The following is a 20,131-nucleotide window of genomic DNA, read 5'->3' as shown; positions in this document are numbered from 1 at the left end:
GCTTTGTCTTTCCCGGAACCCATGACGCGCGTATCCTCTCCCTGCATCAAGGTCTGCCTCCTCGACCCGGAAACCGGCCTCTGCGAAGGCTGCGGACGGACGCGCGAAGAGATTGCCCGCTGGTTCCGGATCCCGGAGGAAGAGCGCTTGCGCATCATGGCTGAATTGCCGGAACGGATGCGGCGGGCGTTCTGCGCCGGCACCCAAGAGAACGCCTGATCGATGTCCGGCACGTCGGGACTCGGCACGCTGCTGATTGCGGCCGGCGCTCTGATCCTAGGCTTCGCGACGCGACCCGTCCTGGGGCTCTCGCCCGACGAGGCCGCGACCATCGCCATCCTCGCCGGCATCGGCCTCCTGATGACCGGGCGTGTCATCGATGCCTTCCGGCAGCGCGGTAGCCTCGGGGTTCACGCGCTCATTCTCTGGAGCCTCGCCTTCGGAGGGCTCGTGACGATGTTCGTCCAGCGCGAGGCGTCGCTCGCGATCGTTGATCGCTTCATCGGCGAGGTCGCGGCCGGGCGCGCCGTCGATAACGGTTTGGGAGAGGTGGTCGTCGCGCGCCGCGCCGACGGCAGCTTCACCCTGGCAGGCCATGTCAACGGCCGCGGGGCGCGATTCGTGTTCGACACCGGCGCGAGCACGGTGGTGCTCACCGCGGACACGGCGGAGGCCGTCGGGTTGGATCTCGAGAAGCTGAACTTTTCGATCCCGGTTGCAACCGCGAACGGGCGGATGCTCGCAGCGCCCGTGACGCTGAGCAGCCTTGCCATCGGATCGATCGTCGAGCAGCGCGTCGATGCCCTCGTGGCGCGACCCGGGCTGCTGCGCGACAACCTGCTCGGCCTGACCTTCCTCGACCGCCTCGCCTCCTACGAGGTGAGGCGCAATCGCCTCATCTTGCGGGCAGGCTCGTGACGTTCGGGGTGCCGCTCGCGCCGAAAGTGTAGGTCAAGCCTTCAACCGGTACCGGATGTCACGCTGCCTTCTCGATGGCGTCCTCGCGCGCGACATGCGCCACGGCGGCCCGCAGCGTCTCGAGGCCGGCGCCCGGCTTCGGAGCTTCGACCGCGAGATGCCGCCGGAAGGCCCGCGCACCGGGCCTTCCGGCGAAGAGCCCGAGGAGATGACGCGCCATCGCCTGCAACCGGACGCCTTCCGCCAGGCGAGCCGCAACATAGGGCTCGAAAACCTGCAGGGCCTCAAAGGCGTCGGCGACCGGCGCCGGCTCTCCGAAGAGAAGCGAATCGACCAGGAGGAGTTGCTCCGGGTCCTGATAGGCGGCGCGACCCATCATGACTCCGTCGACCCGCGAGAGCTGCTCCTGCGCCTCCTCAATTGTGCGAATCCCGCCATTGATCGCGATCGGCAGATCGGGCCGCGCCGCCTTGAGGCGATGCACCCGGCCATAATCGAGCGGCGGCACGTCCCGGTTCTCCTTCGGGGAGAGGCCCTGCAGCCAGGCCTTCCGAGCATGAACGATCAGAGCATCCGCGCCGGCGGCGACGACTGCGTCGGCCATGGCGTCGAGCGCGGCTTCCGGATCCTGCTCGTCGACCCCAATCCGGCACTTCACCGTAACCGGAACGGCCACCGCAGCTTTCATGGCGGCGACGCAATCGCCCACGAGGGACGGCTCCCGCATCAGGCAGGCCCCGAACCGCCCGTCCTGCACGCGGTCGGACGGACAGCCCACGTTGAGGTTTACCTCATCGTAGCCGAAGTCGACGCAGATCCGGGCCGCCTCGGCCAGCTCACGAGGATCCGACCCGCCGAGCTGCACCGCAATTGGGTGCTCCTCCGGCGAGAACCCGAGCAGCCGCTCCCGCGGCCCGTGAAGGACCGCCCCCGTGGTGACCATCTCGGTATAGAGACGCGTGCGCCGGGACAGGAGGCGATGGAAGTGTCGGCAATGCCGATCCGTCCAATCCATCATGGGCGCAACGCTAAGTCTTATGTCACTGGCAGATAACAATATTCCGGGCCTCTGCTGGTCTGGTGCCGGTCTGGCAGCGGGCACACACGCATTCGATCCAATCACGGTCATGCCGGATCGCCGTCGTACATGCCAGTTCTTGCCAGAGATGGCGACAACCCCAAAGTAAGGCAAGCACCATCCGGCACGTTCCGTGATGCCTCTGGCGCCTCGTCCGCGGCTATCTGGCGGCTCCGTCGATGAGCCGGGCCAGGCGATGGATGGCGAAGGGGTAGCCTTGCGTGCCGAAGCCGGCGATCACGCCCGAGGCGACGCCTGACACATAGGAGTGATGCCGAAACGCCTCGCGCTTGTGAATGTTCGAGATATGCACCTCGATGATCGGAAACTCGCACATGTTCAGCGCATCGAGGATTGCGACGGAGGTATGGGTGAATGCGGCCGGGTTGATGACGATGCCGACAGCCGTCTCGCGCGCCTCGTGGATCCACTCGATGATCTCATACTCGCGATTGCTCTGATGGAAGCTGATCTCGAGATCGTGCTCGCTTGCTACGCGACGGCACTCGGCCTCGACATCGGCAAGCGTCTCGGAGCCGTAGATCTCCGGCTGGCGCTTGCCCAGGAGGTTCAGGTTCGGGCCATTCAGGACATAGATGAGGCGGCTCATTCTCTCGGCTCGCGGGTTGAGTGCATTGGATCGGAGGGGCTCACAGAGCCTGGAGGCGGTATACCGTCAGCCGGCCTGCGTGGAAGCAGGAAATGGGAACTTGCCAGGTTTCGAAGTATTTGCCGGTACGTTTCACTGCTTTCATGCAGCAGCTGTGTATGAGCCAGCAGGGCGAGCGCCTGCCCCTGATGCCGGGGCCTCACTACTACGCCTGGAAGCAGACCGCGCGTCGGTTGAAGGACGCTGCATCAGCCCAAAATGCGCACGGTTCCGCCCCCGACACGCCGTCCGCCGCTCAGGTGCAGCATGTGTAGCGCGTCCCCCATTTCATGTTCGACTGCCACTTTCAGAGCCAGCCGAGCTCCCGGAGCAATTCGCAGACGCCGCAAGGTGACGCTGCCGCGCCCCTCGATCGTCGCGAGTCCATTCGCGAGCTTCAGGCTCTCCACACCCAGTGCTTCAGTCACGGTCTGAATATTTTCCTGCCCCTCCAGGCTCGCCTCCAGCGTGGCGGCCATGTCTCCCACCTCGTCGTCAGACCCGTAAAGAGGGCGTTCGCTGCGGCCAGCCTCGGCGAACATTTGGCTGTCTCGCCATGGTAGCGCGCTGATGGGCATTTCCTCGATGAGGATTCGTCCCTCCGGGGCTTCCGAGCGGATGGTTACACCGTCGATATCGCGTGAACCGATGATGTTGAAAGTAGCGAATGTCCCGCTCCGCGCTGCGGCGATGTCGAGTGCGGCCGCATTGTTCTGCGCACAGAGCGTATCATCAGGATCGAAGGGATCTACCTCGTTGCCGACCGTAGCAATGAGGACGTGAGGTATGACCCTGCCCTCCGTATCGCGTGGCGGTATCCAGTTGAAGATAACATCCATGGATTGGCCGGGGTCGAGATCTGTCACCCGTTGTGAGTTGGTATTGCGGTCCTCTACACTGAACCCATCAGCCTGCCAGGCCCCGCCACCTTCGCGCGACTGAGGTAAGGGGTGGACTGCACCGAGGGGTGCCCACCACACGGATATGTCGGGATTTCGCGCAGGCTGAGCACCGCGGTTCTTGACCTTCACACGCAATCGGGCGGGAATGGCCTCCCCGACTGCCACATGGGTCGCGTCGAGAGCGCGACCCTGTGCATCCTCCAGCGCCAGAGCCGGACTGTTCCAGAAGACCGGAGCGACGAACGGTTCCGCACCAGTATCCTCCTCTGCTTTCGGCAGCCACAGGTCGGCCATAACGGGCATGGGAGGAGATTTCAGCAAATTGAGATCCAGCATCCCATAGCCGCAGGCGTTGTCCCAGCCGTCCGACCCGGCCATGGGCATGTTCGAGGTTCGCACCGCAGCCTGCAGAATAGCCTGCCGAATATCTGCCCAAGTGGCAGCGGCGCCAAAGCGCTCGAACAGGAGGGCGCATGCGCCGGCGACTTGAGGCGCCGAATAGCTCGTTCCCGGCGGGTCGAACGTGCGGTAGGGACCGGAAGACGGCAGATGATTCCAGCGGTCTGCAGGCACACCACGCGGGCCGACGACGCCTTCCCCGATAGCCACAAGATCCGGCTTGTGCGGCGCGTTGAGGGTCGCCCGGATGGGCCCGCGACCGCTGAAGCTCGAGGGAGTTCCTTGGGCGCTCTGGATCGAACCTACCGTGAGCGGTCGGATCGCGACCGCCGGTGAACCGAGCGTTGTGGCATTCGCACCCGCTTGTGCGGTCGGGCCCGTCCAGCGGCCGGCGCCTTCATTGTTCCGATCGAGCCAGCCGTGCACCGGTCCATCTGCAGGAACGGTGATGCTCCATTCCGACCGCACGATCTCGCGCGACGGAGCAGGCTGGAAAATGAGGCTCAAGCAATAGGCATCGGCCTCCTGATACCAGCCAAGCTGCGCGACAACGGTGGTGCCGTCCAAGGGGTTATCGGCCGGAGTGAGAATCGTGACGGGTTGCGCGGTGATTGAAACCGGTATGGGCTGCCCGACGGGATTGTTCCGAATCTTGATCGCGATCGTGGCGCTCGCAGCGGTATTGGCGGGAGGACGGAACCAGATCTCCGCACAGTCGGGCCAGGAGGCTCCGCTGTCGAACCGCAGCACGAGAGGCAACGGCGGTGCCGCACCGGAACCGATCAGCGCGGCGGCGTGCCAAGCTGGAAATGTCGGCGGTGCACCCGGTGTGTGGTTCAGGTTACCGGCAGAGAGCACGATCGCACGACCGGGCAGAAGCAGCAGATCGTCTAGTGCCTCCTCTCCGCCGAGCGTGCCATCGTGCGGACCAAGATTGTCACTGTTGGCCATAAGGGCAACGCAAGCGGCGGTTTGACCTTCGAAAGCTGCCGCGAAAGCGCTGTGTACATCGAGCGAGTCCGCAAAACGCTTCTCGTCATGTCCTCCGATCGCGAGGAAAAGAAGATCGGCATCCGGCGCAACGCCCGGCACAGGTGCAGGCCCGCTTGGAAGAGGTGAAGACGAATGCCCGTTCCCCGCAGCAATGCCGGCGGTCCCCGTCCCGTGCTGCTGAACCAGGGTACGGTATTCGGGATTTCCCAGTGCATCCTTCAGGCGCTGAATGTGGGTAGCGATGACCTCCGGCTTCGGACTCGATGAAGAAGCCTCGTACCAAAGGAGCGCATTCTGGAGATCACTACCGGTGAAGCGTCGCCCAATGGAACCTGCCGGCGCGCTTGCCGCCGGCGCGAGAGCAAAATCATGCAGCCAGAGGGTCCGGACCTCCTCGGACGCTCCTATCGGCTGCAGAAAGGCGGGATGGAGGAAATCGAATCCGAGATCAATGACGGCCAGCCTGACCCCTGCGCCGGTCTCGGAGCCACCGCCTCCACCAGACGTTGTATTCCCCGCACTTATCGAGCCGCCTGCTGCCGGCGTCCAGGTGCGCAGCGCATCAATCCGAAGAACCGCTGGATTCTTCGCCAGCGCCGATACGCTATGCAGGTTTACCCAGCCGAAGAAGACGTCCCCAGCTTGAGCTGCCGGGATAACGCCGAGCGGAAGCAGATCCGAGCGACTGCCCAGGAACTCGATGCTGACCGCCACCGCCGGGCGAGCAGGGTCGAAAATCGCGCGGCCGGTCGGATCGATGCGTCGGATCGATTCGAAACTGAGATTGAGAACGCGGTCCTCGGCAGGTCTCAGACGCACGGCGGCAGTGAGCGGCGAGGGAATATGCGGCGCCGGTGCCACCGCTACCCTCCCGAGAAGGCGCTGAAAGCGGCTTTGCTGAGCATTCAGCTCCCGGCGCCACAGATCCTGCTCCTGCTCAACCAGGGCAGGTAATGCCGAGCCTTTCTCGAACAGCCACACCAGAAAAGCGAGCCGAGCGCCGATAATCGCGCGTTGCCGTCCTTCCGGGGCCGGTGACATGCCAACCTGGGGTTTGCGACCGGTGCTCGGAGCAGGCGGAGGACGGCGCGGAATTCCGTTCTCTCGGTTCGGCATCCTGGTTACAGGTCAGGTAATGAGTATCTGAATTAAGGGATAGGCAGGCTGCCCACCGACATTCCTGGCGAGATCGCCCTCATTGCTCGCCAGAGTGAGGAACTCCTCTCGGCTGGTCGGCTGGTTGAGCATGATCTTCATGAAATCGACGAGTTCTGCATACCACCCCGACGGACCGATAGCTTGCCGCAAGGCATTCAGAGCGTCCGTAAATGCCTTTTTGTAATCGTCTCGTGGCACAGGAGAGCGCATGCCGACGATCATGGTATATGAGGCGTGGGATAGGCCCGTAGCGAGATAGGTGCCGAGATACTCGAGAAATACGTTACCGTTCGGGTCCGGCAAGGTCTCGAAGAAGTCCTTGAGTGCCTCTTCGCGGGTCGGGTAGGCGCCGCCTGCAGGAGCTCCGGTCAACCAGAGCTGAACCAGCTGAGCATCGCTCCAGGACAGATCTACGCGCCACGCGACGAGGGCCCCGAAACGCGCATTAACAATATTGAGGTATTGAGGCGCTGCCTGTGGATCGAAGTCCAGTGACGCATCCGTGCGCAATTCCGCGACAAGCGTCTTCGCCTGCGGTGCTGCCGTCTCGGAACTCAAGAGCGGCGCGGGTGGTGGCGTAATCCGTTTGTCCGTCATGGATCAGAGCTCCTGTCCTTGGGGTCGATCGTGCTTACGCAACCGCCGGCGGAGTAACCCGCCGGATGATGCCAAGGGCCAGAAGTTCCTCCAGGCCTTGGCGAAATGCCTCGTCGGTTCCCGCATTTCCGGCGAGCGCCTCACGATAGGCGCTCGCAATGTCCTCCACCGAGCGGCCATCACAAAGACTGACGATCAGCCAACTTGCAGTGTTGAGACGATGCAGAGCTGGTTGCCCTGGAGTGTAGGCCAGACAGACACCCATTTCGGGCACAGGCCTCAACCTCACGCTAGACTCAAGAGCGAAGTATTCTTTCGGGCAGTGCAAGGAGGTCTATCCCGTCATTCAGCGTTTCGTCGAAGGGATCGGGCGCAGTCCAGCGTCCGTGAAATGCGAAAGCCGTCGAGCGGCAACCTCCCCTGGTACCCTGGCTGGCCGAGCAATCCGGGCACCCTCGCTCGACACGTCCTGAGCGCAGATTGCGGTAAAGTGGGTGACCACGCCAGATATCGAGGTATCGGGATGTGCCGATGCTTCCAAAATCCACGTATTCGCGAAGGTACATGCATCCGATCGCTCGGCCGAATGCATCCACCGCAGCAGCCTGCCAGCAGCAATTCTTGTCCATCGGATGCCAGGACTGCATGACGGCGAGGCCTGGTGGTGGCCGAAGGCTACGGATGGCAGCCATCTGCTCGTCCAGTGAAAGCGCAATCTCGGGCCAGAGCTTCTTTGCGCGTCCGAGTGGATAAAGCCGCAGAACGCCGACACGGTCCGCACCGAGAGCCGCTGCAAGCTGCAGCAGAGCATTGAGCTCGGGGACGATCTGACGCGTCAGGATCACCAGCATGTCGACGGGAATGCCATGGGCGACACAATGGCTGATCCCGTTACAGGCCGCCTCGAAGCTGCCCGGGACACCTGCACAGCCGTCATGCGTCTCGGCAGTAGCCCCCATCAGGTCGATGAAGATCCGTCCAAGGCCCGTCTTCTTGAGCGCATCAGCCATCGCTCCATCGATGAGCGTGCCATGGCTGCGCAGCATCGTCATCGCGTCTCGGGCGCAGTATGCCAACAGGTCGAGTAGACCAGGCTTCAGGAGAGGCTCGCCGCCTTCGATATAAAATTGGATCACGCCGTCATCGACGACCTCGTCGATGAATCGCTTCCACTCCGCGATGTCCAATTCCCCGGGTTTCGGCTCCGATCCGCAGTCCGAATAGCAATAGCGGCATTGCAAAGGGCACGCCTCGGTCAGCCCCAAAGTCATCTTGGGTGGACTTTTTAGGGCCGGACACATCAGCCGTTACCTCATCGTTGTCATGAGGGCCTGCTCACGCCACACTGAGGAACCAAGAACAGTAAAACTATAGCATAGCTTTCTCGATTGAGCCATGTTCTATCAGCCTTGTGTTTTCGATGACATCCTCGTCAGGTAACCCGGCCGGAACCGGATCTGAAGTTGCTGGATTCTGCCCGGCCTGCCAAGCTTCCGTAGAAGCCGGTGCCCGGTTCTGTGGTCAGTGCGGCGCGGCTCTACCGCGATTCTGCCCCGTTTGTGCCGCCCCCGCCTCACCCAGCCAGCGATTCTGCACGAAATGTGGCGCCCCACTTGGCACCACGGCTGCAACGCAGAGTGGCAGCGTGCCTTTGACCGGAGGCGCCGAGCGCCGTCTCCTGACGGTAATATTCTGCGACCTCGTTGGCTCGAGCGCCCTGGCTGCACAACTGGATCCGGAGGAGTTCGCCGCGATGCTGGTCGCATACCGGGACCGGTGCGTGGCTGCGGTGACAAGATATGGAGGTTACGTCGTGCGCTACGCCGGCGACGGTGTGCTTGCGTGTTTCGGATATCCACGAGCCGTCGATCGCGATGCTCAGGCTGCCGTCGCTTGTGGTCTGGCGATCGCCCGAGAGGTGCATGAACTGGCCCGCTCCACTCCGCTTCCAAAGAACATGGAACTCGCGGTCCGCATCGGCATAGAGACCGGCATCGTGCTGGCTGGGCGGCTGGGCTCCGATCATGCGATGGAAATCGACGGTCTTGTCGGCACTGCACCCAACATAGCCGCTCGATTGCAGGAGCTTGCAGCTCCCAATGGAGTCATCATTGGTGAGGCCACTCACGAACTCGTAGCCGACGAATTCGCGTGCGAAGAAATACCACTGCAGCGCCTTGCACGCCTGCAGCCTTCAGTGCGAGCGTTTGCTGTCCGTCAACCGGCTGTCACAAACAGTGGTCAATTGGTGCTTGCCCGGCCTCGTCGAGCGCCGTTCGTCGGCCGTGCCAACGAGCTCAAGGCTTTGTCCAAGCTCTGGAAAGTAGCCGCTGAGGGACATGGGCAGACGGCTCTCGTGTCGGGTGAGGCAGGGGTTGGAAAGTCGCGACTTGCCCAAGAGCTTCTGAATTCCATTGCGGGAGTGCCGCATGCACTGGTCGTGCTTGCCTGTACCCCTCCCACTGCGACCACCGCCTTCTATCCGGCGATCGAAGCATTGCGTCATGCTTTGACCGTAGGGGTTGAGGGAAATGGCGCTACCCGTAGTCCTGTGCAGGTGCTTGCCGAGATCGTCGAAGCAATCGGGCTTAACGATGGTCATACGCTGCAAGTGTTACAGGAAGCGCTCGGCATCGGACCCGGGCCAGGCGATCTTGCGCCGGCCGCGCGCCGACGGCTGCTGCTGCAAACGCTGCAAGCTTGGTTGCTCCATCATGCTCACGGTCAGCCATTACTGATTCTGGCCGAGGACTTGCATTGGGCGGACCCCTCGTTGCTCGAACTTCTTCACGGCATAACCGAACTCATCTCGAATCGACCGGTCATGCTGTTGGCAACCTATCGCAGCGATTTCGTGCTGTCCTGGCCCGATCGCCCGACTACTTTTCGGCTCACGCTCTCTGCGCTCGAGCGCTCGGATTCGGCACGACTGCTCGACGCGCTCCTGCATGACCGCACGGCTGCAACCCGCGAGATGATCCTGGCGCGATCGGACGGCGTGCCACTCTTCCTCGAGGAATTCGCCCGTGCTGCGGTTGTCACGACCGTGCCGCGAACCCTTCAGCAGCTGTTCACTGCGCGTCTCGACAGCCTTGGGGACGCGAAGCGCCTCGCACAATGCGCCGCAATCATCGATCCGTATCTGGAGCCCGATCTGCTGGCGGCCCTCGCCGAGGTGCCGGACACTATCCTCGAGCGGTGGCTTTCACGGCTGATCGACGCGGAGATACTCGTCCGAGTCACGGCATTGCCTGCGCCCGCCTACGGCTTTCGTCACGCCCTCCTGCAACAGGCAGCGAGCGAGTCTATTCTGCTCGCCAGTCGGCGGGCACTCCATGCCCGCGCGGCAAACCTGCTCGAGGTCATGCGGCCCGGCCTCGTGGAACGCCGGCCCGAGGTCGTAGCCGAGCATTATTTTCTGGGTGAGAATTATTCAGCTGCGTTGCCGCTCTACTTTTCTGCAGGCCGCCGCGCGCTCGCAGCGGCTGCTCTCGAGGAGGCCGAGTCTCAGGTCCGCCGTGGACTGCAAGCCATCCAGGCCTTGCCGGCGACGCAGGCGCCGGAAGCGGAACTCGATCTTCGAGTCCTCATGGGACAGATTCTGATTGCTCGACGGGGTTACGCGAACGCTGCCGTACAGGAGGCTTTTGCGGCAGCCCTGAAGATAGCCGAACGCGTCCCCACGCAGGCGCGGACCTTGCCGGCATTTCAGGGGTTGGCATCCTTCTACCAAGTCCGCGGCCCACTGTCGCGTGCCGAAGCAATATGCGGCACGCTCGTCGCCATGGCCGAACATATGGGCGATGATCGCATGCTCGTCGATGCGTGGAGGAGGCGGGGCTGGAATCGCGTCTGCATGGGACGGCTGATCGAAGCGGAGGAAGACCTCGAGCGAGCTCTAGCGACCATGGATCCCGCAAGGCAGGAACAATACATCGCCGTTGCAGGGCAAGATCCGCGTGTTCTGGCGCTCGCCAATCTCTGCTGGCTGGATACTCCAAGGCGCGGCATCGAGGCAGCAGCACGACGGGCACGGATGGCCGCAGAAGCGGCGCGAGCATCACCGCATCCCGTCAGCGCTTGCTACGGCTTCGTTCTGCCAGCCTTCGCGCTTCAACGTGCGGGACAATTGAATAAGGCCCTTCAACTGGCAAGGAGAGCGCTTGCAGTCGCAGCTGAGAAGGGGTTCGCCTATTGGGTCGCGCTAAGTGAAGTCGCAATTGGCTACGATCAGGTTGCGCGTGCCTGCAATGCTGCCGCCGGGCGGGAGAAAATTCGACGAGGACTGGCGAGCTATCGAGAAACACAGGGCGAACTTCTGCGTCCTCTGATCCTATCGCTGCTTGCCGAGGCCGAGACCGCGCTCGGTGAAGTTGATGCAGCCGAGGCTGCGATGAGGGAAGCAGCGGATGTAGCGTTGACTTTGGAAGCGTATGGGTTCCTCCCAGAGCTGCTGCTGCAACACGCACGATTGCTCGCTTCGGAGGCGACATCCGATCGGCGCGATTTGCTGAACCGCGCACTCACGACTGCGAGAGAGCAAGGTGCCGACGCAGTCGCTATCGCGGCTGCAGCCGCGATAGCGACCCTGGATTCGGGGCAGATCCGGAAATGACTAAGCCAAGGACATCATCCGAAATTTCTGCGCGCCGCATGTTCGCGGGCGTCGTGCAAGCATTCTCGCAAAGCTGATGCGCATCGGCCTCTCTCGTGCAAGAGAGAGGCCGATGCAGCACGCGCGTTGCCTGCAGCCGTCTGCGATTCTACTCGCTCGACTTCGTCTTCGGCACGTAGGGCTCGTTCATATCGAAGGTGTAGGCGGTCTTCACCGTCGTGTAGAACTCGCGGGCATAGGCGCCCTGCTCGCGCGGGCCATAGGACGAGCCTTTGCGGCCGCCGAATGGCACGTGGTAGTCGACGCCGGCCGTCGCGAGATTCACCATCACCATGCCGGCTTCCGCGTTGCGCTTGAAGTGCGACGCGTATTTGAGGCTCGTTGTGCAGATACCGGCCGAGAGGCCGAACTGAGTGTCGTTCGAAACTTCGAGCGCCTCGTCGTAGTCCTTGACGCGGATGACGCCGGCCACAGGGCCGAAGATCTCCTCGCGGGAGATGCGCATGCGATTATCGACGCCCGTGAACAGGGCCGGCGCGAGGTAGAAGCCGGGAGTGTCGCGCTTGAGGAGTTCGCCGCCCGTCACGAGCTTCGCGCCCTCGTCCTGACCGATGCGGATATAGGAGAGGTCCTGATCGAGTTGGTTCTGGTCGACCACCGGGCCGATATGCGTGCCCGCCTTCAAGGCATCGTCGATGACGAGGCTGTTCAACCGCTCCGAGACGGCCTCGACGAAGCGGTCATGGATCCCGGCGGTCACGATCAGGCGTGAGGAGGCCGTGCAGCGCTGGCCTGTCGAGAAATACGCGCCATTCACCGCGCACTCTACCGCCACCTTGAGATCCGCATCGTCCAGCACCACGAGGGGGTTCTTGCCTCCCATCTCGAGCTGGACCTTCTTCATGGGGGTGGATTGGATGCAGGTCGCCGCCACGCTCCGGCCGGTCTGGACCGAGCCCGTGAAGGAGACGGCGTCCACGTCCGGGTGCTCGAGAATGGCCTGCCCGACCTCAGAGCCGCGGCCCATCACGAGATTGAAGACCCCAGCCGGTATCCCGGAGCGAATGATGATCTCCGAGAGCGCGTGCGCCGTCGCCGGGACGAGGTCGGCGGGCTTGAACACCACGGTATTCCCGTAGGCGAGCGCCGGCGCGATCTTCCAGGCCGGGATGGCGATCGGGAAGTTCCAGGGGGTGATCAGCCCGACGACGCCGACGGGCTCGCGGGTGATCTCGACATCCACGGACGGGCGCACGGAGGCTAGTTTCTCACCGGCCAAGCGCAGGCACTCGCCCGAGAAGAACAGGAAGATTTGTCCGGCGCGGGCGGCCTCGCCGATACCCTCGGGGAGCGTCTTGCCCTCCTCGCGCGAGAGCAGGCGTCCGAGCTCTTCCTTGCGGGCGAGGATCTCGTCACCGATTTTCTTGAGGATGTCGTGCCGCACTTGGGGCGTGGACCGGGACCAAGCCGGAAAAGCCTCTCTCGCTGCCGCTATGGCGCGTTCGGCATCGGCGCGGGATGCGCGCGGGAACTCGCCGATGACGTCCTGCGTGTTCGACGGGTTCAGGTTCGGCGCCTTTTGGCCGGCCTCGACCCACTCCCCACCGATGAAGTTCTTCGCGTGAATCGTCATAGCCGTCTCCTGTTCCTTGCCTTCCGTCCCGGGCTCAGGACACATTCCTCACCCGTTTGCAGAAACCATTGGGGGCTGTTGCCTCCCGCAGCGAAGTGAAGTCAACCCTTCACGCCACCAGAAAGTCCCGTCCAGCAGCTGCGGCCCGCTCGACGCGAGGACCAGCGGCCCAGACGGCAAGCCACTGCCGGTGGCCTGAATTCAATGCCCATGATGATGTTTGCAGCCGGGCCCATGCCGGTGCTCCGGCTCGTGGGCATGATCATGGGCGTGAGTATGACCGTGGTCATGTCCGGCGTGATCGTGCACGTGACCGTTATGATCATGGCTATGGTCGTGATGGTGATGATGATCGTGCCCGCAATCATGCTCGTCTATGCGCTCCGGCTGAAAGGGGCGCATGATCCGCGTCGCGGTGCACCCCTGTCCGCGAACGAGTTCGGCGAGAGCGGCATCGTCCTCGATATAGAGCGCCTCCGCCGTCACTTCCGCTGCCGCATGACGGTTGCCGATCTGATACGCGACCCGCATCAGGCGAAGGGGATTCTCGGCCTTGACCTCCAGGAGAGGCTGGAGCGCGGCCTGGACTCGGACGAGGCGTCCATCCTCGAGCTTCACGGCATCGCCATCCTTCAGCGCCGTGGCCTTGTCTAGATCCAGAAGGAACTCGAGGCCGCCTTCGCCTTTGAGCACGACCCCGCGGCTCTGGCGGCCCTCGTGGTGGAGCGTCACCGTATCGGCGACACGATCGGCCCGGACGGCGGGCTTGCGGACGACGGCAGTGGCACGAAGCATGACAAATCTCCGAAGCCGGCAACCCAGAGCGGTGCCGGCCTGTCAGACAGGAATGAGTGTTGGGCACCGGTAGCACCGTTGAGTGCCCGCCGGCCACCCGTTCGGGGACGATATGGTCGCCCCGGCCCCGGTCTGGAAGCCGGCCACGCGAGAGCTTGTGGCCTTCGACATCGCCGGACCCGGGTCAGTACTCGACCCGATCCGCCTTGCCGAGCCACTCCTCGAAGACGGCTCGCGCCTCTTCGCTCGGCACGTGCAGCATCGGAATCTCTCGATCACCCGGCTCCCGCGCAACCTCGTCATAGATGTGCTGGTCGTCGAAACCAATGACTGCGGCATGGATACGGGTGTTCGCATAGACGATGCGATCGACTCGTGCCCAGTAGGCCGCCGCAAGGCACATCGGGCAGGGCTCGCAGCTCGTGTAGAGCGTCGCACCCGACAGCGAGAAATCGCCGATCTGCCGGCAGGCCTTGCGAATCGCATTGATCTCCGCATGTGCGGTCGGATCGTTGGTGGAAGTGACTTCGTTCCAGCCTTCTGCAAGCACTTTGCCATCGCGAACGATGATGGCGCCGAACGGTCCGCCGGCGCCCTGATGCATGTGCTTGCGCGAGAGCGCGACGGCGCGCGCGAGGAAACGAGACTCCTCGGGAGTCAATTGCGTCATGGAGAGCCTCCAGCCCGTGTGGAATGGTGATGCGCAGCGGCCTTCGTCAATCGCTCGCTTTCGGCCAGGATCTGAGCCGCGACCGACGCAGCGATGATTGCGGGCTGCTTGCCGTGGATGGTGGGCAATCCGATCGGACAATGGAGAGCCTCGATCCTCTCCTTTGGAATCCCGAGTTCGCGGAAGCGCCGCTCGAAACGGGCTCGCTTCGTGTCGCTGCCGATCAGGCCGACGAACGGGAATGGGCCCTGGAGGGCCGCTGCCGTGATGACGAGATCGAGAGCATGCTCATGCGTCATGATGAGCGCGAATGCGTCGGCCACTGCGCGGGACAGTTCCGAGACGGGATTTGGTGCAAGGATCGGCGTTGCATTGGCAGGAATGTGCGTCGGGAACGCGCCCTCGCGGCTATCGATCCAGGCGATGTCGAACGGCAACGGCGCGAGGGCGAGCACGATCGCGCGCCCGACATGCCCGGCTCCGAAGAGAAGCACAGGCGTATGAGCCATGCCGTGGTGCTCGCACCAGACGTCCGGCTCCGAAACGGCCGATGGCCCGGGTGCGATCGTGCGATGGATGCGTCCGTCGGAGCCCCGCCGGCACAGCATCTCGAATGCGCCTCCCCTCTCGCGGTTCGCGAAGGCGGTGAGTTCCGGCAGATCGCGACGATCGAAGGTCTCTATCAGGAGCGACACCCGTCCACCGCAGCACTGGCCGAGGTCGGGACCCAGGATCCGCTCGATCGTGACGGCGGGGCCGCGCCCGGCTGCGATGAGGCGTCGGGCTTCACGCAGCGCATCCCATTCGAGCGCGCCGCCGCCAATCGTCCCGGACAGGCTGCCGTCCGCGCGCGCCGCCATCCGGGCATCCGTCTCCCGCGGAGCCGAGCCCTGCACGCGATGCACGGTGACGAGCGCCGCGACATCGCCTGCAGAGATCATCTCGCGGAGTCGTGCCCAGATGCGCAAAGCTCAGGCCCGCACGTGTTCGCAGGCGCTCAGAATGGCTTCCGGGGTCGCCGGCGCATAGAGGGGAACCGGACGCTCCGGCGCGAGCGAATGGATCGCATCGGCGATCGCGCAGAACACGCTGTTGGCCAGCATCAGGGGCGGCTCGCCGACCGCCTTCGAGCGATAGATCGTCTCCTCGCGGTTCGCATTCGGGAACAGGACCACCCGCAGATCCGCCGGCACATCCGAGGCAACAGGGATCTTGTAGGTCGAGGGCGCGTGCGTGAGCAGTCGCCCCTCACCGTCGAAGACCAGTTCTTCGGTGGTGAGCCAGCCCATTCCCTGCACGAAGCCTCCCTCGATCTGACCGATATCGAGTGCCGGATTGAGAGAGCGGCCAACATCGTGGAGAATGTCGACCCGCAGGAGCCGGTTCTCGCCCGTCAGCGTGTCGATGATCACCTCGCTGCAGGCGGCGCCGTACGCGAAGTAGAAGAACGGCCGCCCGGTCGCGCGCGCTCGGTCCCAGGTGATCTTCGGGGTCTTGTAGAAGCCGGCTTCCGAGAGTTGCACTCGTCCGTTCACGCAGCGCTTCGCGAGGCCGCTGAAGGACAGGCTCTCGTTGCCGATGAAGACGCGATCGTCCCGGAACTCGACCTGATCGGGTGTCGTCCCGAATTCCTCTGCAGCAAAGGCCGCCATGCGCGCCTTGATGGCGCGCGCCGCGTTGCAGGCTGCCATCCCGTTGAGATCGGAGCCCGACGACGCAGCCGTCGGTGCGGTGTTGGGCACCTTCCCGGTCGAGGTCGCGGTGATGCGCACGCGCTCGAGACCGATCCCGAACTCTTCCGCAACGACCTGGGCAACCTTCGTATAGAGCCCCTGCCCCATCTCGGTGCCGCCGTGATTCAGGTGGACGGAGCCGTCCTGATAGACGTGAACCAGCGCACCGGCCTGGTTGAGCTGCGTCAGCGTGAAGCTGATGCCGAACTTCACCGGCGTCAGCGCAATGCCCTTGCGCAGGATGGGAGACGTTTCGTTGAACGCCGCGATTTCGTTGCGGCGCTTGCGATAATCGCATGTGTGCTCGAGCGTCTCGACGATCGCGCGCAGCGTGTCCGTCTCCTCCACCTCCATTCCGTAGGGCGTAATGTTCCGCCCAGGCGCGTAGAGATTGGCGAGGCGCACGTCGAGCGGATCCCGCCCGGTCGACCACGCGATCTGATCGATGACATGCTCGATGGCGAGCATGCCCTGCGGCCCGCCGAAACCCCGGAAAGCCGTATTGGACACGGTATTCGTCTTGAGCCGGCGCGACGAGACTCGGACGGCCGGCAGGAAATACGCGTTGTCCGAATGAAACATCGTCCGGTCGACGACGCCCTGCGAGAGATCCGCCGAATACCCGCAGCGGGCGAGATGCTCCACGGCACAGCCTGCAATTCGCCCTTCTTCGTCGAAACCGACCTGCCAGTCGCACCGGAAGTCATGTCGCTTGCCGGTGAGGATGAAATCATCGTCGCGGTCGAGACGGATCTTGCAGGGACGGCCCGTCACCTTCGCGGCGAGCGCCGCGGTCACGGCCCATTGAGTCGCCTGGCTCTCCTTGCCTCCGAAACCGCCGCCCATGCGGCGCACCTCACAGGTCACGAACGCATCGGGGATATCGAGCACGCGGGCGATGACGTGCTGCACCTCGGTCGGGTGCTGGGTGGAGGAATGGACGACGAGGTCGCCGTCCTCGCCGGGAATTGCGAAGGCAGCTTGGCCCTCGAGGTAGAAGTGCTCCTGGCCGCCGATCCGGAAGCTTCCGGAGAGTTGGCGGGGCGCCGCGGCGATGGCCTCCTTCGGATCACCGCGTCCGAACTCATAGTCCGGCAGCACCGTCTCTCCGCGCTCGAGGGCATCCTCGACCGTGACGCTCGGCCGTTCGGCAGCGATCTCGATCGTCGCGAACTTCACGGCGCGGCGCGCGACGTCGCGATCGGTCGCGATGACGGCAAACAGCGCCTGACCGTGAAAGGCAATCTCGTCGTCGGCGAACAGAGGATCGTCGCCTTGCGTCGGCGAGACATCGTTCGGGCCTGGGATATCGGCCGCCGTCAGCACCGCAGCGACACCCGGAATGGCGCGTACGGCCGAGACGTCCAGTGACACGAGCCGGCCCCTCGCCTTCGGGGATTGGCCGATCGCGATGTGGAGCGTGCCCTCGGGCTCCGGAAGATCGTCGATGTAGCGTGCCGCGCCCTGCACGTGCTTGACGGCCGAGTCGTGCGGGATCGGCTTGCGCACGTGGCGCAGGACTTCCTCTGCCGTGTCGTCGTTCCGACGCGCTGTTTCGCCTTGTCGGACCACGAGGTCGTCCATCGCCTACTCCGCCGCCTGCAGGACGGGGCGGTGCCCGGTGATCCGCGTCGCATCCGTCTCGCCTGAAGCGATCTCCATCAATGCCTTACGAAGAAGATTCCGCGCGACGGTTCTCCGGTACTCTGCCGTGGCGCGATGATCTCTCATGGGCTGGAAGTCCTCTTCGAGGGCTGCCTCCGCGTTTCGCCAATGGGTCGGCTCGTCCAGCGAGAGACCTGTCACGGCATGCTCCGTCGCGGCGGCTCGCTTCGGGATGCCCGCCATGCCGCCATAGGCGATCCGGCAGCCAACGATGCGGCGGCCATCGAGAGCGAACTTGAACGCACCCATGACGGCCGAGATGTCCTCATCGAAACGCTTCGAGACCTTGAAGCACCGGAATATCTCGTTCGGCGAGAGCTTGTCGATCTCGACGCGCCGCAGGAACTCGCCCGGCTGCCGGTCCTGCTGGCGATAGGCGATGAAGAAATCCTCGAGAGCGATCCGGCGCAGCGCCTCACCACGCCGCAGTTCGAGACGACAGCCGAGCGCGAGCAGAGCCGGCGCGAGATCGCCGATCGGCGAACCGTTCGCGATGTTGCCTCCGACCGTGCCGGAAGCCCGCACCTGAACGGAGCCGAAGCGGCGCATAAGCTCGCCAAGATCTGGATCGATCCCGGCGAGAAACGGGAGCGCCGTCGCGTGGGAGACCGTGGCGCCGAGCAACAGCCGATCCGGCTCATTCTCGATCGCATCGAGCCCTTTGACCCGGCCGAGCCAGACGATCTTCGAGAGCGGGGCAAGCCCCTTGGTGATCCAGAGCCCGACATCGGTCGAACCGGAGACGATCGTTGCGTCCGGGTGCTCGACGAGAAGCGCCGCCAGACGCTCTTCGGAAGCCGGCGCAGCGAAGAAGCCGTCGGGATGTCGGACGAAAACGTCCTGCTCGCGTGCTCCCGACATCCGAGCGATGAGCGCATCGGCAGGCAGGGGCTCCGGAGCGCTGCTGCAGGCCGCCAAGGCCGCGTCGACGATAGGACGATAGCCCGTGCAGCGGCAAAGATTGCCCGCGAGGGCATCGCTGACGGTCTCCCGGCCGACGGGGCGCGGCGCCTCGCGATGGAGCGTGAAGAGGCTCATCACGATCCCGGGCGTGCAGAAGCCGCATTGCGATCCGTGATGATCGACCATGGCCTGCTGGACCGGGTGAAGCCCCCCTGCCCCCGCAAGATCCTCGATCGTAAGGAGATCGGCGCCATCGATCTGGCCGAGGAGCAGGATGCAGGCATTGACGGGCTCATAGACGAGACGCCCGTCCCGGACGCGGCCCAGCGCCACCGTGCACGCGCCGCAATCACCCTCGGCACAGCCCTCCTTCGTTCCGACCTGCCGCTCAGACAGGCGCAGGTAATCGAGAAGCGTCGTCCGCGGGTGGAAGCCGTCCACCTCCGTCGGCCGGCCGTTTCGCCAGAAGCGGATCGTTGCACGCTCTCCCGTCACATCTCCTCCACGACCATCGGTGCGCCCCGGCGCACGAACCCGGTAGCATGGAGGAGGTGGAGCATGCCGCCAAGGGCCATTCGGGCGCAGGGAAATGACCGAGGGCGGAAAGCAGCGCCTCTCGAGGAGCCGTCTCCTCCGCCCCGCCCGGCCTGCGCCTTACCAGGTGCCCGTATTCTGCATCGAGGCCCAGGGCTCCTGCGGTGCCTTGGCCTCGCCTCGCTGGAGCAACTCGATGGAGATCCCGTCCGGGGACCGGATGAAGGCCATGTATCCGTCCCGCGGGGGGCGATTGATCGTGACACCGGCATCCATGAGCTTGCGGCAGGTCTCGTAGATGTCGTCGACCCGGTAAGCGAGGTGCCCGAAATTGCGCCCGCCGGAATATTCGTGCTCGTCCCAGTTATAGGTAAGCTCGACCAGCGGCGCACGGCTCTCGCGGGCCCGATCGACGTCCCCGGGCGCAGCCAGGAAAATCAGGGTATAGCGCCCCTTCTCGTTCTCGACCCGGCGCACTTCGACGAGCCCGAGCTTGTTGCAGTAGAAGTCGAGCGCCGCGTCGAGATTGCCGACCCGGACCATCGTGTGAAGGTATTCCATGAGTTCCTCCTGTCCTCGGCTCCGTCATGGAGCATCGGGGAATTGGGTCAAGGGGAGATGGCGGGCGAGGAGTGAGGTGAAAGTGGTGCAATCGCCCCGTCAGAGACCGCTCTGGATGGGAAGACCCATCTGCGCAACATTCGAATCGTATTGCGCATAAGCCTCCCGATCTGGCGCAGCAGAAATTCTATCCTCCCTGCGTGCCGTGAGCGTCATCCGCCGCGGGCTCCCACAGTTCCCGGTGCTTATTCCCTACAGTGCATTGGCCTATCGCACTCAGGCGCGAGTGCAGGCTTTTGGAACCCGCACTTGGATCATCACACTGCTC

At 64.0% G+C, this 20,131-nt stretch carries 16 protein-coding genes and 1 pseudogene; 4 read left to right on the top strand and 13 right to left on the bottom strand.

Annotation, left to right across the window (positions count from 1 at the left end):
• Positions 1-21 precede the first annotated feature (21 nt).
• A complete protein-coding gene (locus BN1233_RS16420; RefSeq protein WP_046864700.1) occupies positions 22-219 on the top strand; it encodes a DUF1289 domain-containing protein in 198 nt (65 codons plus the stop codon).
• Positions 220-222: 3 nt separating this feature from the next.
• Positions 223-918, top strand: coding sequence for a TIGR02281 family clan AA aspartic protease (locus BN1233_RS16415; RefSeq protein WP_046864699.1), 696 nt, complete (start codon positions 223-225; stop codon positions 916-918).
• Positions 919-976: 58 nt separating this feature from the next.
• On the opposite strand, the gene dusA is transcribed toward BN1233_RS16415, so the two are convergent.
• The 6 genes from dusA to BN1233_RS16385 all read right to left on the bottom strand — a co-directional run bounded on the left by dusA (position 977) and on the right by BN1233_RS16385 (position 7,965).
• Complete coding sequence (dusA, locus tag BN1233_RS16410; RefSeq protein WP_074078309.1) at positions 977-1,975, bottom strand: tRNA dihydrouridine(20/20a) synthase DusA; 999 nt, start codon at positions 1,973-1,975, stop codon at positions 977-979.
• A 181-nt stretch (positions 1,976-2,156) separates the two neighbouring features.
• A complete protein-coding gene (gene aroQ / locus BN1233_RS16405; protein WP_046864697.1) occupies positions 2,157-2,606 on the bottom strand; it encodes a type II 3-dehydroquinate dehydratase in 450 nt (149 codons plus the stop codon).
• Between the two features lie 248 nt (positions 2,607-2,854).
• Positions 2,855-5,980, bottom strand: a complete 3,126-nt coding sequence (locus tag BN1233_RS16400; RefSeq protein ID WP_046864696.1) for a S8 family serine peptidase — start codon at positions 5,978-5,980, stop codon at positions 2,855-2,857.
• A gap of 87 nt (positions 5,981-6,067) precedes the next feature.
• Positions 6,068-6,694, bottom strand: coding sequence for a hypothetical protein (locus BN1233_RS16395; protein ID WP_046864695.1), 627 nt, complete (start codon positions 6,692-6,694; stop codon positions 6,068-6,070).
• A gap of 34 nt (positions 6,695-6,728) precedes the next feature.
• Positions 6,729-6,983, bottom strand: coding sequence for a hypothetical protein (locus BN1233_RS16390; protein WP_147707328.1), 255 nt, complete (start codon positions 6,981-6,983; stop codon positions 6,729-6,731).
• A 7-nt stretch (positions 6,984-6,990) separates the two neighbouring features.
• Positions 6,991-7,965 carry a radical SAM protein gene (locus tag BN1233_RS16385; protein WP_244889833.1) on the bottom strand — a complete coding sequence of 325 codons (975 nt, stop codon included), beginning with the start codon at positions 7,963-7,965 and terminating at the stop codon, positions 6,991-6,993.
• A 149-nt stretch (positions 7,966-8,114) separates the two neighbouring features.
• Between BN1233_RS16385 and BN1233_RS51105 the strand changes: the two are divergent.
• Positions 8,115-8,303: pseudogene (locus BN1233_RS51105) on the top strand (zinc-ribbon domain-containing protein); the annotation flags it as partial.
• Between the two features lie 36 nt (positions 8,304-8,339).
• Entirely contained in the window at positions 8,340-11,309 is a 2,970-nt protein-coding gene (locus tag BN1233_RS16380; RefSeq protein WP_046864692.1) for an ATP-binding protein, read from the top strand.
• 148 nt (positions 11,310-11,457) lie between these two features.
• On the opposite strand, the gene BN1233_RS16375 is transcribed toward BN1233_RS16380, so the two are convergent.
• The 7 genes from BN1233_RS16375 to BN1233_RS16345 all read right to left on the bottom strand — a co-directional run bounded on the left by BN1233_RS16375 (position 11,458) and on the right by BN1233_RS16345 (position 19,803).
• A complete protein-coding gene (locus tag BN1233_RS16375; RefSeq protein WP_046864691.1) occupies positions 11,458-12,942 on the bottom strand; it encodes an aldehyde dehydrogenase family protein in 1,485 nt (494 codons plus the stop codon).
• A 201-nt stretch (positions 12,943-13,143) separates the two neighbouring features.
• The gene (locus tag BN1233_RS44725; protein WP_074078307.1) at positions 13,144-13,737 is read right to left on the bottom strand and encodes an urease accessory protein UreE; all 594 of its coding nucleotides are present in this window, start codon (positions 13,735-13,737) and stop codon (positions 13,144-13,146) included.
• A gap of 184 nt (positions 13,738-13,921) precedes the next feature.
• Positions 13,922-14,407 carry a nucleoside deaminase gene (locus BN1233_RS16365; RefSeq protein ID WP_046864689.1) on the bottom strand — a complete coding sequence of 162 codons (486 nt, stop codon included), beginning with the start codon at positions 14,405-14,407 and terminating at the stop codon, positions 13,922-13,924.
• The gene (gene xdhC / locus BN1233_RS16360) at positions 14,404-15,348 is read right to left on the bottom strand and encodes a xanthine dehydrogenase accessory protein XdhC (RefSeq protein ID WP_046865006.1); all 945 of its coding nucleotides are present in this window, start codon (positions 15,346-15,348) and stop codon (positions 14,404-14,406) included. The genes BN1233_RS16365 and xdhC overlap by 4 nt, the downstream gene beginning before the upstream one ends.
• 30 nt (positions 15,349-15,378) lie before the next feature.
• On the bottom strand, positions 15,379-17,724 hold the full coding sequence (gene xdhB / locus BN1233_RS16355; RefSeq protein WP_052763817.1) for a xanthine dehydrogenase molybdopterin binding subunit: 2,346 nt from the start codon (positions 17,722-17,724) through the stop codon (positions 15,379-15,381).
• A gap of 3 nt (positions 17,725-17,727) precedes the next feature.
• On the bottom strand, positions 17,728-19,203 hold the full coding sequence (xdhA, locus tag BN1233_RS16350) for a xanthine dehydrogenase small subunit (protein WP_046864688.1): 1,476 nt from the start codon (positions 19,201-19,203) through the stop codon (positions 17,728-17,730).
• Between the two features lie 159 nt (positions 19,204-19,362).
• Positions 19,363-19,803 carry a VOC family protein gene (locus BN1233_RS16345; protein ID WP_046864687.1) on the bottom strand — a complete coding sequence of 147 codons (441 nt, stop codon included), beginning with the start codon at positions 19,801-19,803 and terminating at the stop codon, positions 19,363-19,365.
• Positions 19,804-20,131: the final 328 nt, after the last annotated feature.

Origin of the sequence: Microvirga massiliensis (assembly GCF_001006805.1) — a bacterium.
GTDB lineage: Bacteria > Pseudomonadota > Alphaproteobacteria > Rhizobiales > Beijerinckiaceae > Microvirga > Microvirga massiliensis.
The sequence above is the reverse complement of the archived record's forward strand: the minus strand, read 5'-3'. Positions and strand labels throughout refer to the sequence as shown.